Below are 15,780 nucleotides of genomic sequence, written 5' to 3'. Positions count from 1 at the left end.
CTTACGCGCCCAGCAGACGCGCGGCGTGCAGCGCATGATAGGTCAACACGCCCGAACAGCCTGCCCGCTTGAACGCCATCAGCGTTTCGAGGATCAGCGCGTCGCGGTCCCCCGCACCGGCAGCGGCGGCATGTTCGATCATCGCATATTCGCCCGACACCTGGTAGGCGAACACCGGCACTTCAAACCGTTCCTTCACCCGTCGGACAATGTCGAGATAGGGCAGGCCAGGCTTGATCATCACGCTGTCCGCCCCTTCGGCTAGGTCGAGCGCCACTTCGCGCAGCGCTTCCTCGCTATTGGCCGGGTCCATCTGGTAATTTTTCTTGTCGCCTTTCAGCAGCCCGCGCGACCCCACCGCGTCGCGGAAGGGGCCGTAAAAGGCGCTCGCATATTTCGCGGCATAGGCCATGATTTGGACATTGGCGTGGCCGGTTTCCTCCAACGCCTCGCGGATCGCGCCGACCCGGCCATCCATCATGTCGCTGGGCGCGATGATGTCCGCACCCGCCGCCGCCTGGTTGAGCGACTGGCCGATCAGCACATCGACGGTGGCATCGTTGACGACATAACCTTCCTCGTCCAGCAGCCCGTCCTGGCCATGGGCAGTATAGGGATCGAGCGCCACGTCGGTCAGGATGCCAATGTCGGGCACCGCGTCCTTGATCGCGCGGATGGCGCGGCACATCAGATTATCGGGATTAAGCGCTTCGGCCCCATCGTCGCTCCGCCGGTCGATCTGGGTGTTGGGGAACAGCGCGAGGCAGGGGATGCCCGCATCGCGCGCTTCGCGGGCGCGGTCGACAATGCCATCCACCGACCAGCGCGACACGCCGGGCAGCGCGGCGATCGGCTCTTCGACCTGCCGCCCCTCGGTCACGAACAGCGGCCAGATCAGGTCGGCGGGCGACAACCGGTTTTCGGCAAACATCGTCCGGCTCCAGGCCGAGGCACGAGTGCGGCGCAAGCGCAGCGCCGGATAGGGGGCATGGGTCATCCCGCAGGTCTAGGCGCGGGGCGGCGGGGGATCAAGGGGCGCATGCTACCGCACTATGCCATAAAATAGCCGGACCTATTCTCCGCCTGCCCGCGGCAACGGAAGTAAAAAACATAAGCGCCCTCCTTATTCGCCACCCCTCAGAATGACGTTGGGAAGTATGCAAATTGACGGAAAGACCTATTTCCGTCCCTTCTCTTCGGCGAGGCGGCTCATCAGGATGGCGGCGCGCTTGGCCTGGCGTTTCATGCTCGACAGGTCGGCCTGTTCCGCCGGGCTATGGTCGCCGGTCGATGTGACGCCGAGGCCGATCAGGCCGTCCACATCCTGCGAAACGAAGCTGATGTCGCCTGCGCCGCGCTTGAGCGGGTCAAGTTCGGGCATCGTCGCCAGCCCCAGATCGGCGTTGACGCCGTTGAGCTTGGACAGCAGCGCCCGGTTGCCCTCCGTCGGGGCCATGGAGGGATAGCCCATGTCGAAGGCGATGCTGGCCGATGTGCCGGGCAGATGCCCTGCCCCGACGATCGCCTGCATTTTATCCCGCACGCGGGCGGTCTGCTCTTCGCTCAGTGTGCGAAAATCGCCCTTGGCCACGGCGATGGGCGGGATGATGTTGGTCTTGCCGGTCACCGCGATCCGCACCCCGTCCTTGTCCATGTCCGCGCTCTGCCCGCCGCCGATCAGGCCGACATTGAAGGTCAGATTGGGTTCGGGCAGTCCCTTGCGGAAGGCGACGATGATCCGCGCCAGTTCATAGACCGCGCCATCGCCCGCACTGGCGGAGAAGATGCCCGAACTATGCCCCGACTTGCCGGTCGCGGTCAGCGTCCAGCTATTGGAGGATCGCCGCGCGATCGCTCCCATATCCTTGCCATTCTCCTGGCTCAGCCCTTCGAAATCGAGCGCCACGTCGGCGCGCTTGCCCGCCTGGATCAGGTCGCGCGCGCGATGCTGATGGGCTCGCCTGCATCTTCCTCGTCGCCGGTCAGCACGACTTCGATATTGGCATTTTTGAGCGTACCCGCCGCTTGCATCGCCTTCAACGCCAGCAGCATCGTGACAACGCCGCCCTTGTCGTCCGCCACGCCTGGCCCACGCGCCATGTCGCCCGTGCGCTCGAATGTCTGGAAGGGGGAGTCCGGTTCGAACACCGTGTCGAGATGGCCGATGAGCAACATCTTCGTGGTCCCGGCACGGCCCTTATGCACCGCGATCAGATGCCCGGCGCGCTTGGCGGCGTCCATCGGTTGCCATGTCACGGTAAAGCCCAGCGCCTCGAACTGCGGGCGCAGCATGTCAGCCACCGCCTTCACGCCCGCGAAATTCATCGATCCGCTATTCTGGTTCACCAGGGTTTCGAGCAGGCCGATCGCGGGCTCATAGCCCGCCTCGACGTTTTGCGTCATGGCGCGTTCGGCGGGCGACAGCGCCGCCATGGCAGGCGTGCCCGCCAGCAGCAGCGCGCCCGCGATCAGGCCTGCCCGCATCACTTGGCGAGTTCCGCTTCGATCGCCGCGACCAGCGCCGTATCATCGGGCGCGGTGGTCGGCGCAAAGCGGGCGGCAACGCTGCCATCCTTGGCGATCAGGAATTTCTCGAAATTCCACAGCACTTCCGGCACCGGATTGGGGGTCATGCCATAGCCTTTGAGCTTCTCACGGAAGGCATCGCCTTCTCCCTGCGCGTCCGGCATCGCGCTGGTCAGCGCGGCATAGAGCGGATGCTTGTCCGGGCCGGTCACCACGATCTTTTCGAACATGGGGAAATCGACACCGAAATTGGTGGTGCAGAAGGTCGCGATCTCGTCATTGCTGCCCGGCTCCTGCGCGCCGAAATCATTGGCGGGGAAGCCCGCGACCACCAGCCCCTTGTCCTTATAGGCCGCATATAGCTGCTCCAGCCCCTCATATTGCGGGGTCAGACCACATTTGGACGCGACATTGACCGCCAGAACCACCTTGCCCGCATAGTCGGCGAGGCTGGTGTCGGCACCCTTGATCGTCTTGAGCGGAATCTGCTGAATGTCGGTCATGCTTCGTCTCCTCGTGTGGGCGCGGACCTTGCCATCATATGGTCGCGCCGAAAAGATGTCCTACCGCCGCCGTGATCGCCATCGCCAGCGCGCCCCACAGCAGGGTGCGCAAGATGGACCGCAGCGGCCTCGCCCCGCCCAGCCGCGCACCGACATAGCCCAGCAGGGCAAGGCAGACGAGGCACAGGCCAACGATCGCCACCATCGCGCTGCTCGCAGGGACGATCGCCGCGACCAGCACCGGCGGCGTGGCCCCGACAGCAAAACTGGCGGCCGAGGCCAGCGCCGCCTGCACCGGGCGCGCGGTCGCCATGTCCGAAATGCCCAGTTCGTCGCGGGCATGCGCGCCAAGCGCATCGGTCGCCATCAACTGCTCCGCGACCTGCCCTGCGAGATCGGCGGTCAGCCCGCGTTCGACATAGATGTCGCGCAATTCCACCCATTCGGCATGCGGCTGGGTGGCGAGCGCGTTACGCTCCTTGGCAAGGTCCGCGCGCTCGGTATCGGACTGCGCGCTGACCGACACATATTCGCCCGCCGCCATCGACATGGCCCCTGCGACCAAAGCGGCGACGCCTGTCAGCAATATCGTCTGGCTGCTCGCACCCGACGCGGCGATGCCGGTCATCAGGCTGGCGGTGGACACGATCCCGTCATTGGCCCCCAGCACGGTAGCGCGCAGCCAACCAACGCGGTTGACATAATGGACCGCGTGGTGGGGCTGGTCGATTGCCATGTCGGTCTGTGCGTTCATCGGTCCGTCCCTGTTACGATCCAGTCCCATCACTGCCGTTCGCTTCGAGCGAAGTCGAGAAGCGTTTGCACGATGGGTTCTCGACTGCGCTCGAACCGAACGGAAGTAGGTGGCTTACCCCGCCAACCCTTCGGCCTTTTCCGCCAATTCCAGCCAGCGCATTTCCGCCGCCTCTTTCTCGGCCTTCGCCTTGTCGATCGCCCCGGTCAGTGCCGCAAATTTTTTCGGATCGCGGGTGTAGAGCGCCGGGTCGGCCAGTGCCTCTTCGTCGCGGGCGATGGCCGCTTCCAGTTCCTCGACCCGCTTGGGCAGCAGTTCCAGGTCGCGCTGGTCCTTATAGGTCAGCTTGGCGGAGACGGGCTTGGGCGGCGCGGGCGCGGCGACGGCTTTCTTCTCGGCCTTGGCGGCCTTGCGCGGATCGCGCTTGGCGATCCAGTCGGCATAGCCGCCGACGATCACATCGACGACGCCAGTGCCGTCCAGCCCCAGCGTGACCGTCACGGTGCGGTCGAGAAAGTCGCGGTCATGGCTAACGATCAGGACCGTGCCGTCATAATCGGCAATCACTTCCTGCAGCAGGTCGAGCGTTTCGAGATCGAGATCGTTGGTCGGTTCGTCCAGCACCAGCAGGTTCGATTCGCGGGCGAATTCGCGCGCGAACAGCAGGCGCGAACGTTCACCGCCGGAGAGGGTCGCGACCTTGGCCTCCGCCAGGCTCGGATCGAACAGAAAGTCCTTGAGATAGCCATGGACATGCTTGCGCACCCCCCGCACGTCGATCCAGTCGCCGCCTTCGGCCAGCACGTCACGCACCGTCTTGTCGCCCTGCATCAGGCTGCGCTGCTGGTCGATGAAGATCATGTCGAGCGTCTGGGCCAGCGTCACGCTGCCGCTGTCGGGCGCGAGTTCGCCGGTCAGCAGCTTGAGCAAGGTCGATTTGCCTGCGCCATTGCCACCGACGATGCCGATCCTGTCGCCGCGCTGGATGCGCAGGGTAAAGTCTTCAATGATCATCCGGTCGCCAAACATCTTGGTGACATGCTCGGCCTTGATGACGCTCTTGGTCTTGCTGTCGTCGCTTGCCACGGCGATCTTGGCAGTGCCCTGCGGTCCCTGCATCGCGGCGCGGGTTTCGCGCATTTCCCACAATTTGGCGAGCCGCCCCTGGTTGCGCTTGCGCCGCGCGGTCACGCCGCGTTCCAGCCAATGCGCCTCGATCTTCAGCTTGGCGTCCAGCTTCTCTGCCGCCCGCGCCTCTTCGGCATAGACCGCTTCCATCCATTGTTCGAAGCCGCCGAAACCGATTTCGCTGCGGCGCATGACACCCCGGTCGAGCCACAGCGTCTGACGCGTGAGCCGGGTCAGGAAGGCGCGGTCATGGCTGATGACGACGAACGCGCCATTATAGCGCGCCAGCCAATTTTCCAGCCAGTCGATCGCGGCGATATCCAGATGGTTGGTCGGCTCGTCCAGCAGCAGCAGGTCCGGCTCGCTTGCCAGCGCACGGGCGATGGCGGCACGGCGCCGTTCGCCGCCGCTTGCCGTCTTCGCTTCGCGCGACAGGTCGATGCCGAGCTGGTCGGCAATCGCCTCCACCTCATGCGGGGCAGGCGCAAACTCGCCCGCCAGCGCGAAATCATGCAGCGTCGCAAAGGGCGTTACGTCGGGGTCTTGCTCCAGCATGATGACCCGCGCGCCCGGCTGCACCGAGCGTGTGCCCTTGTCCGGCTCGATCAGCCCGGCGACGAGTTTCAGCAAGGTCGTCTTGCCCGCGCCGTTACGCCCGATCAGCGCCAGCCGGTCGCGTTGGCCGACATGAATATCGATCCCCTCGAACAACCAGTGGGTGCCCTGCGAGAGGCCGAGATTTTCATAGGAAAGAATAGGTGCTGCCATGGTCGTGCAGCTAGGCCTTAGCGCGCCGGGGGGCAAGCGCGAAGGAACCGGAAGCTGTCCTACGGCTTTCAACGCATGTCAGCGTCCGTTCATCGCAGCCGATACAAAAGACCTGCATCCCTATTGGAGCCTTACCCTTTATGAAATCTGCCCTCGTCCTTCTGGCTTTGGCCAGCGCCGCCCTGCCCGCCATCGCGGCTGCCCAGACCAGCGTGACCATCGCTGAAACCGCACCGGTCGTAACGCTCAACGTCACCGAAAGCGTGGCAGGATCGCCCGACATCGCGACCGTAGGCACGGGCGTTCAGACCCGTGCCCAGACCGCACAGGCCGCGATGCAGGACAATGCCGCCAAGACCGAAAAGCTGATTGCCGCGCTCGCTCGTGCAGGTATCGCCAAGAAGGACATTCAGACCAGCGGCATCAACCTGAATGCGCAATATGACTATAATCAGCGCGACGGCGAACCCACTGGCCCGCGCTTTCTGGGCTATGAAGCGTCGAACAATCTGACCGTCAAGCTGCGCGACGTGAAGAAGGTCGGTACGCTGCTCGACGCGATGGTCGCGGCCGGCGCGACGAACATCAACGGTCCCAGCTTCGCGATCGACGATCCCACGCCAATGCTGGCCCAGGCACGCGGCCAGGCCCTCAAGAGCGCCAAGGCGCAGGCCGATTTCTACGCCCAGGCGGCGGGTTTCCGCGCCGCGCGGCTGATTTCGATCAGCGAAAACAACAGCGGTGGCCAGCCGCCAATGTCAATGCTGCAAAGCGCGCGTTTCAAGGCGGATTCGGTCGCGACGACGCCGGTCGAGCCCGGTCAGGTCAGCGCGTCGGTCACGCTGACCGTACAATATGCATTGGACAAATAAGCCCTAGCGTCCACCAAGGCGGAACCGCAAGCTTAAGCGGCTTAGGTCCAGAATGGATGGCCTTCAGCGCATGAACGGTAGGGAGGTGTTGATATGCCACCTACCGTTTATGCCTGCCCCGCTTGGCACCGACATGCCGGATGTTGATCGGCCGTCCCCGATGGCTGCCCGGCCTGGTCCGGTCCCGCTTCATCGGCCCGCCGCGCGGCGCGGGGTGATCGGGCAGTTCGAAGCGTAGCGATCCATTGATCGGGTCCGCTTCGGCCAGCCGCAGTTCCAGCCGCTGACCGACCGTATAGCGATCGCCGCTCTCGACGCCTTCCAACGCCTTGCCCGCCTCGTCATAGAAGAAGCGTTCGGCCCCCATAGTCGATACCGGCACCAACCCGTCACCGCCGAGGCCATCGACGGTCGCGAAGAAGCCGAAATTCTGCACCCCGGTAATCCGCGCCTTGACCAGTTCGCCGACATGAGCGGCCAGGAAGGCGGCGACATAGCGATCGACCGTATCGCGCTCCGCCTCCATCGCGCGCCGTTCATGGCCCGAAATCATCTCGCCGACCTTGCCCATATTCTCATAATCCTCCTGGCTCAGCGAGGATCGGTCGGGAATGATCCCGCCCTTGGGCGCAGGCAGTTCCAGCCCATAAGCCCCCACCAGCGCGCGATGGACCAGAAGGTCGGCATAGCGGCGGATCGGCGAGGTGAAATGACCGTAAGAACCGAGCGCCAGCCCGAAATGCCCCATATTCTGCGGGCTGTAATAGGCCTGGGTCTGGCTGCGCAATATCTGCTCCATGATCTGCGGCTTGGCCTCAGCCTCCCCCACCCGTTTGATCAGATGATTGAAGGTAGCGGGCCGGATCACCTGCCCCAACGCGAACTCAATGTCGAAGGTGGCGAGATATTCCTTGAGCGCTACCAGCTTGTCGCGGCTTGGCGGTTCATGGACGCGGTACATGACCGGCGCCTTCTTCGCTTCCAGCGCCTTGGCCGCCGCGACATTGGCGGCGATCATATAATCCTCGATCAGCATATGCGCATCGAGCCGTTCACGGACAGCGACGCTGACGATCTTGCCCCATTCGTCCAGCACCACCCGCCGTTCGGGCAGGTCGAGCGCCAGCGGCTCGCGCGCCAGCCGCGCCTTGTGCAACAACGCCCAGCAAGCCCAAAGCGGCTTGAGCGCCGTTTCCAGCAATGCATGCTCGCCCGTCCCGTCGATCGCCGCCTGCGCATCTTCATAGGCCATAACCGACGCGACGCGGATCACCGCGCGGGTGAAGCGCCAGGCCGTCACCTTTCCCTGCGCATTGATCGTCAGGTGACAGGCCATCGCCGCCCGGTCCTGTCCGGCCCGAAGCGAACACATGTCCGAAGATAGCTGATGCGGCAGCATCGGCACGACAAGGTCTGGAAAATAAACGCTATTTCCCCGCTTGCGCGCCTCGCGATCGAGCGCACTGCCGGGGCGTACATAGTAGCTGACATCAGCAATAGCGACGATCGCGCGAAACCCGCCACTATTGTCCGGGTCGCTGTCCGCTTCCGCCCACACGGCATCGTCATGGTCGCGCGCATCCACCGGATCGATCGCGACGATCGGCAGGTGCCGTAAGTCCTCGCGCTTCTCCTCATGCAGCGACAGGGCGGCGGCGACCAGCGCCTCTTCCTCCGTCGCTTCGGGGAATACATGGGGGATGCCATGTTTGTGAATGGCGATCAGACTGAAGCTGCGCGGGGCGAAGGGGTCGCCCAATATGTCGGTCACCCGCGCCGAAATGCGCGGCGGGCGGCCGGATGGCTCGGCCAGAACGAGGTCGCCCTTCTTGGCGTTGCCCGCGTCGCTGATCGGCGTATCCTTGCGGATGCGCTTGTCCACCGGGCGCAGCCATAATTTGCCGTCGGCCATCTCCTCAACTACGCCCAGCAGCATCTCGGTCGCCTTGGCGAGCTTCTTCATCGGATGCGCAACCCAGCCGCGCCCGGCTTCCTCGGTCCGCGCCAGGATGCGATCGCCGATCGTCAGCGCGCCACGCTTGCCACGCTCCACGATCCGCAGCCGCGGCGCGGGCTGGCCTTCCGCCTCCCACCGTTCGGGCGTCGCGATCAGCGTCGTTTCATCGACATCGATGATCCGCAGCACCGTCACCTTGGGCACCCCGCCCAGCTTGTGAAAAGCGCGCGCTGGACCAAGATCGATCAGCCCTTCGTCGGCCATATCTTTGAGCAGCGCCTTGAGCGCGATCTTCTCCTGACCCTTGAGGCCGAAGGCTTTAGCGATCTCCCGCTTGCCTGCGGGCTGGTCCGATGTGGTGATGAAATCCATCACCTGGTCGCGCGTCGGGAAACCTGCGGGGCGGACCTTGTCCGGTGTCTTGTGTTTTTGGGTTGATGCCATGCATCAGCTATAGGGACGCCGCCCCTGCGACGCCAGTGCCCCGCATGAACGAAGTCTCAGTCGAGGATGTTGCCAACGTTCCTTATTTGTTCTAGTCTTGGTCATGACCATCGAAAAGGGCAGAGGCGCGACCGTTAACGGCGAAAGTGCTCGCTTCAACCTCCTACAGCGGGCAGTCGACGGCGACTGGCTCGACCTGGCGATGCTGGAAGGCGCGCTCCCGCGACTCCGCACCGAAGTCACGGTCGAACGACCACGCACCATCATCGCCCGCAATGCTTCTCCCGACATCGGCTTCGACCGGTCGATCAACGCCTATCGGGGCTGCGAACATGGTTGCATCTATTGTTATGCGCGGCCGAGTCACGCCTATCATGACCTGTCGCCGGGGCTGGATTTCGAAACCAAGCTCTTCGCCAAGCCCGACGCCGCCGCCCTGCTGCGCACCGAACTAGCGCGGAAAAATTACAGCGTCGCGCCGATCGCGATGGGCACCAATACCGATCCCTATCAACCGATCGAAAAGAACTGGCGGATCACGCGGCAAGTCCTGGAGGTGCTGGTCGAAACGCGGCATCCGACCTTCATCACGACCAAATCCGACCGCATCCTGTGCGATATCGATCTGCTGGCGGATCTGGCCCGCGACAATCTGGTGGCGGTCATGATTTCGGTCACCACGCTCGACCCCAAGGCTGCCCGCACACTGGAGCCGCGCGCGCCGCACCCGGAACGGCGGCTGGAAGCGATTGCGCAACTGGCGCAGGCGGGCATTCCCGTGTCGGCCAACATGTCGCCGATCATCCCCGCCATCAACGACCATGAAATCGAAAGCATGGTCGCCCGCGTCGCGGCGGCAGGGGCGCGGGACGTCAACTATATCCTCGTCCGCCTGCCACATGAGGTGGCGCCGCTGTTTCGCGCCTGGCTCGACGCGCATCATCCCGACCGCGCGGCCAAAGTGATGGCGATCATCCGCGACCTGCGCGGCGGGCGCGACAATGACCCCAATTTTGGCAGCCGAATGCGCGGACAGGGGGTCTGGGCCGACCTGATCCGCAGCCGCTTCGTCAAGGCGCGCCGGAAGGCGGGCTTTGGCGACGATCGGCTGACCTTGCGCACCGACCTGTTCCGCCCACCCGAAGGGGCGCAGATGCGGCTTTTCTGATCAACCCACCAACCGCATGCCCGACCGGCGGGTGCGCGTCTTATAGCCGTCAGCCTTCACGTCCATCCGCTCGAAGCGGTGGATGGTCAGACCCCGGATCGCACCGATCGCATCGACCTGATCCGCGCCCAGACTGAACCTGTCGCCCAGGAAGACGCGCGCCGCCTGACCATCGCTGACCGGCGCGCGCAGGAATATCTCGCTGCGGCCACCTTCGGCCTGGCTCAATATCTCCGCCAGCTTGGCAACCGCTTCCGCCGTTTCCACGTCCACCGTCAATTCCATGCGCGAAGCACTGGCGATCTGGCGGAAGGGTTCGACGCCGCGAACCGTGACGCGCGGCGTTTCTTCCCCCGGCAGCCGATCCAGTTCGACGACTAGCAGGGCGCAATCACCGTCGCGCGCCAATTCCTCAATCGCCTTGCACGCATCTTCCTCAAAACAACTGGCCTGAAACTGGCCGCTACTGTCGGAGAAGGTCGCGTTGGCATAACGCGCGCCGCGCTTGGTTTCGCGCCAGCGCACATCTTCCACCATCGCCGCCATGATCGTCATCACGCGCCCTTCCTCGTTCGGCATGCCCACCGGCTGCTGACAGACCGCGCCATAGCTGCGCGCGCCGCGCGCATCGGCCAGATGGCGGTAGCGATCGACCGGATGGGCGGAGAAATAGAAGCCGAACGCCTCCTTTTCCTGCGCCATACGATCGGACACGGTCCAGSCTGATGCGGCGGAATGCGGACATCAGCATGGGGCGTCTCAACGTCGCCGAACAGACCACCCTGCCCGCTCTCCCGCGCCTGCGCCGCACTGACACCAACGGCCAGGATCGTTTCCGCAGCAGCATGGACCCCGGCGCGGTCGGGATGCACATCATCGAACGCCCCCGCCGCCGCCAGACTTTCCAACTGCCGCCGGTTGAGCAGGCGCGGTTCGATGCGGTCGGCGAAATCATCCAGCGATTCGAAAGGCCCGGCCGCATCGCGCTCCGCCACCAACTGGTCCATCGCCTTCTCGCCCACGCCTTTGAGGCCACCCAAAGCATAGCGTACGGCAAAGCCCAAACGCGGGTCTTCGCCTTCATAAGGCACCGCCTCGACCGAAAAGTCCGCCTGGCTGCGGTTGATGTCGGGCGCAAGACAGGTCAGCCCCATGCGGCGCATATCATCGACGAAGATCGTCAGCTTGTCGGTCAGGTGGATATCAAAGGCCATCGACCCGGCGTAGAATTCCGCCGGATAATGCGCCTTGAGCCAGGCGGTCTGATAAGCGAGCAGAGCATAGGCGGCGGCGTGACTCTTGTTGAAGCCATAGCCTGCAAATTTGTCGATCAAATCGAACAGTTCGTTCGCCTTGGCTTTGGGAATGTCGCTCTTGGCAGCGCAGCCCTCGACGAAGCGCGAGCGCTGCGCGTCCATCTCGGCCTTGACCTTCTTCCCCATGGCGCGGCGCAAAAGGTCGGCGTCGCCAAGGCTATAGCCCGCAAGGATTTGCGCGGCCTGCATCACCTGTTCCTGATAGACGAAGATGCCATAGGTTTCTTCGAGGATCGGTTTCAGCAGGATGTGGGGATATTCAATCTCTTCCTGCCCATTTTTTCGGCGACCGAACATCGGGATATTGTCCATCGGGCCGGGCCGATAGAGCGAGACGAGCGCGATAATGTCGCCAAAATTGGTCGGCCGGACGGCGGCGAGCGTCTTGCGCATGCCTTCGGATTCCAACTGGAACACGCCGACCGTGTCGCCGCGCTGGAGCAAGTCGTAGACGGCGCTATCCTCCCAGGCGAGCGTGTCGAGATCAACCGTCACCCCGCGCGTCGCCAGTAACTGGACCGCCTTTTGCAGCACCGACAGCGTCTTCAACCCCAGAAAGTCGAACTTTACCAGGCCTGCGCCCTCGACATATTTCATATCGAATTGGGTGACGGGCATGTCGGATCGAGGGTCGCGATAGAGCGGCACGAGTTGCTGCAAGGGCCGGTCACCGATGACCACGCCCGCCGCATGGGTGCTGCTATGGCGCGGGAAGCCTTCCAGCTTCATCGCATAGTCGATCAGCCGTTTGACCTGCGCGTCATTGTCATATTCGGCGCGAAATTCGGCAACACCGTTCAACGAGCGTTCCAGGGTCCAGGGGTCGGTCGGATGGTTGGGCACCAGCTTGGCGAGCCGATCGACCTGGCCATAGCTCATCTGGAGCACGCGGCCGGTGTCCTTCAGCACGGCGCGCGCCTTCAATTTTCCAAAGGTGATGATCTGCGCGACATGGTCGACACCATATTTCTGCTGGACGTAACGGATCACTTCGCCGCGCCGGGTTTCGCAAAAATCGATGTCGAAGTCGGGCATCGACACACGTTCCGGGTTGAGGAAGCGTTCGAACAGCAGGCCCAGTTGCAGCGGATCGAGATCCGTGATCAGCAGCGCCCAGGCAACAACCGACCCTGCACCGGACCCACGGCCCGGACCCACCGGAATATCGTGATCCTTCGCCCATTTGATGAAGTCGGCGACGATCAGGAAATAGCCGGGAAAGCCCATCTGGATGATGATGTCTGTCTCGAACTGGAGCCTGTCCAGATAGGTCTGACGGGCCGCACTGTCGATGATGCCCAGCTTGGCGAGCCGCGCTTCGAGGCCTGCGCTGGCCGACTCGCGCAGCATCCTTGCCTCGCCCTCAATGTCACCTGCCAAACTAGGAAGGATCGGCTTGCGCTTGGGCGCGGCGACGGCGCAGCGTTGTGCCACAACCAGCGTGTTGGCAAGCGCTTCGGGCAAATCCTCGAACAGCCGCTTCATTTCGCCGGTCGGCTTCATCCAGGCGTCGGGCGAACTGGTCCGCCGGTCGGGCATGTCGACATAGGCGCTGTCGGCGATGCAGAGCATGACGTCATGCGCGGCGTGGAAATGCGGCTCGGTAAAGCAGGTCGGGTTGGTCGCGACCAAGGGCAGGTCGCGCGCATAGGCCAGATCGAGGAGATGCGGTTCGGCCTTACCCTCGACCGGATCGAGACGGCGACAAAGTTCGATATAGAGCCGGTCGGGAAACAGCGCTTCCAGCCGGTCGGCATAGGCGAAGGCTGCGTCGGGCTGGTCCTCGACAAAGAGGCGCGCCAGCGCCCCTTCCCCACCTGCGGTCAGCGCGATCAGTCCATCGGTGCGACCTTCCAGCACGTCGAGGCCGACATGGGGCACTTCTTCCAACGGCCGGTCGAGATGGGCCATTGAGACGAGCGCGCAAAGATTGTCATAGCCCGTCGCATCCTGCGCATAGAGGGCGAGCCAATCATGGACCGCCGACGCATTGGCTGGACGGCCCGGCCGCAGGATGCCCAGCATCGCGCCGATGATCGGCTGTACCCCATCGCTCTTGCACGCGTCGGAAAAGGCCATCGAGCCATAGAGGCCGTTGCGGTCGGTGATGGCGGCGGCCGGAAAGCCCAGCGCCTTGGCCTGTTTGGCGATGACCTTGGGATCGATCGCGCCTTCCAGCATGGTGTAGGAGGAGAATATGCGGAGGGGAACGAAAGCGGCATGAGGCATCAGGTCAGTCTAGGCAGGCGCGTCCGATGAGGCCAGCCTGATGCCGACAAAAGCTGTGGGTAAATCGCTCAACTCTCCAGCCGCCCTTCGTGCAGCCGAACGACGCGGTCCATCTTCCTGGCGAGCCGTTCATTATGGGTAGCGACCAGCGCCGCCGATCCTTCGCCACGAACCAGCCCTAAAAATTCGGCAAGGACGATATCCGCCGTGCGCTCGTCCAGATTGCCGGTCGGCTCGTCGGCCAGCACCAGCGCCGGACGGTTGGCGAGGGCGCGGGCGACCGCGACGCGCTGCTGCTCGCCCCCTGACAACTGGCTGGGCCGATGGTCGAGCCGATGGCCAAGGCCGAGCGCGGTCAGCAGCGATTCGGCGCGCGCCTTGGCAGCACCCATGTCCACGTCGCGGATCACTTGCGGCAGGATCACATTTTCGGTCGCGTTGAAATCGGGCAGCAGGTGATGGAACTGATAGACGAAGCCCAGGGCATCGCGGCGCAGGCGAGTGCGGCCGTCATTGTCGAGCTTGGCCGCTTCCTCGCCATCGATGCGGATCGATCCTTCGAACCCTCCTTCCAGCAGGCCGACCGCCTGGAGCAGCGTTGATTTGCCCGACCCCGATGGGCCTAGCAGGGCCACGATCTCGCCTGGCCCTACATTGAGGTCGACGCCCCGCAGCACATCGATGGTGACGCCGCCCTGGGTGAAGCTGCGGGTGAGGCCCGTGACCTTCAATATGTCATTCATAGCGCAGCACCTGGACCGGATCGGTATTGGCGGCCTTGAAGGCCGGATAGAGGGTGGCAAGGAAACTGAACACCAGCGCCATGATGCAGATGGTGGCGATCTCCACCGGATCAGGCTGCGATGGCAATTCGGTCAGGAAGCGGATCGACGGATCCCAGAGATTTTGCCCCGTCACGAACTGGATCGCGTTGACGATCCCCTGGCGGAAGAAGAGGAAGGTGAAGCCCAGCACCATGCCCGCCACCATGCCCAGCGTGCCGATGGTGACGCCGACCGTCATGAAAATCTTGACCAGCCCGATCCGGCTCGCCCCCATCGTCCGCAGGATGGCGATGTCGCGCGTCTTGGCGCGAACAAGCATGATGAGCGAGGAGAGGATGTTGAACACGGCAACGAGCACGATGATCGAGAGGACGACGAACATCGCGATGCGCTCCACGGCCAGCGCCTCGAACAGCGAAGCGTTCATCTGCCGCCAGTCGTTTACCACAGCTCGACCCGCAACCTTGCCAGCGAGCGGCTCCAATATCTGGCCGACCCGATCGGCATCCACGGTTTCGACCTCAATCATGCCCACGACGTCGCCCAGCAGCAGCAGCGTCTGCGCATCCTCGATCGGCATGACCACCATGGCCTTGTCATAATCATAGACGCCGACTTCGAAAATGGCGGCGACCTGATAGGCGACCTGCCGCGGCACGGTGCCGAACGGCGTCGATCGCCCCGCCGGATTAACGATGGTCAGGCTGTCGCCTAGTTGGACACCCATATTCTCGGCCAGCCGCGACCCGATGCCGATCTTGCCTCCATTGGCGACCAGATTGTTCAGGCTGCCGGCCAAAACCTTGCCCTTGAGCGTCTTGTTTGCGCGAATGTCGGGCACCGTCATGCCACGGACCAGCACCGCCTCCACACGACCGTTGAAGGTCGCGAGCAGCGGTTGGTCGATCATCGGCGTGGCGTTGGTGACGCCGGGCGTCGCCCTGGCCTGCGCCAGCACCGATTGCCAGTCCGGCAGGCGACCACCATAGCCCTGCACCACGGCATGACCGTTGAGGCCGACAATCTTGTCGAACAGTTCGGCGCGGAAGCCGTTCATCACGCTCATGACGATGATGAGCGCGGCGACGCCGAGCATCACTGCGGCGAGGCTGATCCCAGCAACCAGAAAGATGAACCCTTCCCCCTTGCCGGGCAAAAGGTAGCGCTTGGCGATCATGCGTTCGTAGCGGGAAAGAATCATGTGGCGCGGACGGCCTCTGTGGAAGGATAGGCTGATCGTCTAGGCATGGCGGGGCCGAACGGCAAGCATTGCCAGATTGTTGCATCCTGGCCACAGGGCGCACCGCAAAATCACAATCGCCCGATTTTG

9 protein-coding genes and 2 pseudogenes are annotated in these 15,780 nt (G+C 63.7%); 2 read left to right on the top strand and 9 right to left on the bottom strand.

Annotated features, from left to right (window positions below; all coding sequences use genetic code 11):
- Window position 1 precedes the first annotated feature (1 nt).
- The 5 genes and pseudogenes from hemB to BF95_RS10470 form a co-directional block, all read right to left on the bottom strand.
- Window positions 2–997, bottom strand: coding sequence for a porphobilinogen synthase (hemB, locus tag BF95_RS10490; RefSeq protein ID WP_043151331.1), 996 nt, complete (start codon window positions 995–997; stop codon window positions 2–4).
- A gap of 180 nt (window positions 998–1,177) precedes the next feature.
- Window positions 1,178–2,484, bottom strand: a pseudogene (locus tag BF95_RS10485) (M20/M25/M40 family metallo-hydrolase).
- A complete protein-coding gene (locus tag BF95_RS10480; RefSeq protein ID WP_043151330.1) occupies window positions 2,484–3,029 on the bottom strand; it encodes a glutathione peroxidase in 546 nt (181 codons plus the stop codon). Before BF95_RS10480 ends, BF95_RS10485 begins: the two are co-directional and overlap by 1 nt.
- A gap of 34 nt (window positions 3,030–3,063) precedes the next feature.
- Complete coding sequence (locus BF95_RS10475) at window positions 3,064–3,783, bottom strand: VIT1/CCC1 transporter family protein (RefSeq protein ID WP_043151329.1); 720 nt, start codon at window positions 3,781–3,783, stop codon at window positions 3,064–3,066.
- Between the two features lie 114 nt (window positions 3,784–3,897).
- A complete protein-coding gene (locus BF95_RS10470; RefSeq protein ID WP_043151327.1) occupies window positions 3,898–5,679 on the bottom strand; it encodes an ABC-F family ATP-binding cassette domain-containing protein in 1,782 nt (593 codons plus the stop codon).
- Between the two features lie 140 nt (window positions 5,680–5,819).
- Between BF95_RS10470 and BF95_RS10465 the strand changes: the two genes are divergently transcribed.
- Window positions 5,820–6,551 carry an SIMPL domain-containing protein gene (locus tag BF95_RS10465; protein ID WP_043151326.1) on the top strand — a complete coding sequence of 244 codons (732 nt, stop codon included), beginning with the start codon at window positions 5,820–5,822 and terminating at the stop codon, window positions 6,549–6,551.
- A 100-nt stretch (window positions 6,552–6,651) separates the two neighbouring features.
- On the opposite strand, the gene rnr is transcribed toward BF95_RS10465, so the two are convergent.
- Entirely contained in the window at window positions 6,652–8,952 is a 2,301-nt protein-coding gene (gene rnr, locus BF95_RS10460; RefSeq protein ID WP_043151325.1) for a ribonuclease R, read from the bottom strand.
- Between the two features lie 103 nt (window positions 8,953–9,055).
- Between rnr and BF95_RS10455 the strand changes: the two genes are divergently transcribed.
- The gene (locus BF95_RS10455; RefSeq protein ID WP_043151324.1) at window positions 9,056–10,120 is read left to right on the top strand and encodes a PA0069 family radical SAM protein; all 1,065 of its coding nucleotides are present in this window, start codon (window positions 9,056–9,058) and stop codon (window positions 10,118–10,120) included.
- Here BF95_RS10455 and dnaE read toward each other — a convergent pair.
- The 3 genes and pseudogenes from dnaE to BF95_RS10440 all read right to left on the bottom strand — a co-directional run bounded on the left by dnaE (window position 10,121) and on the right by BF95_RS10440 (window position 15,651).
- A pseudogene (dnaE, locus tag BF95_RS10450) lies at window positions 10,121–13,665 on the bottom strand (DNA polymerase III subunit alpha).
- Window positions 13,666–13,733: 68 nt separating this feature from the next.
- A complete protein-coding gene (locus tag BF95_RS10445) occupies window positions 13,734–14,408 on the bottom strand; it encodes an ABC transporter ATP-binding protein (RefSeq protein ID WP_043151323.1) in 675 nt (224 codons plus the stop codon).
- Window positions 14,401–15,651, bottom strand: a complete 1,251-nt coding sequence (locus BF95_RS10440) for a lipoprotein-releasing ABC transporter permease subunit (protein ID WP_043151322.1) — start codon at window positions 15,649–15,651, stop codon at window positions 14,401–14,403. Before BF95_RS10440 ends, BF95_RS10445 begins: the two co-directional genes overlap by 8 nt.
- Between the last annotated feature and the right edge of the window lie 129 nt (window positions 15,652–15,780).

It is taken from the genome of Sphingobium sp. Ant17, assembly GCF_000588875.1.
Lineage (GTDB): Bacteria > Pseudomonadota > Alphaproteobacteria > Sphingomonadales > Sphingomonadaceae > Sphingobium.
The sequence above is the reverse complement of the archived record's forward strand: the minus strand, read 5'-3'. Positions and strand labels throughout refer to the sequence as shown.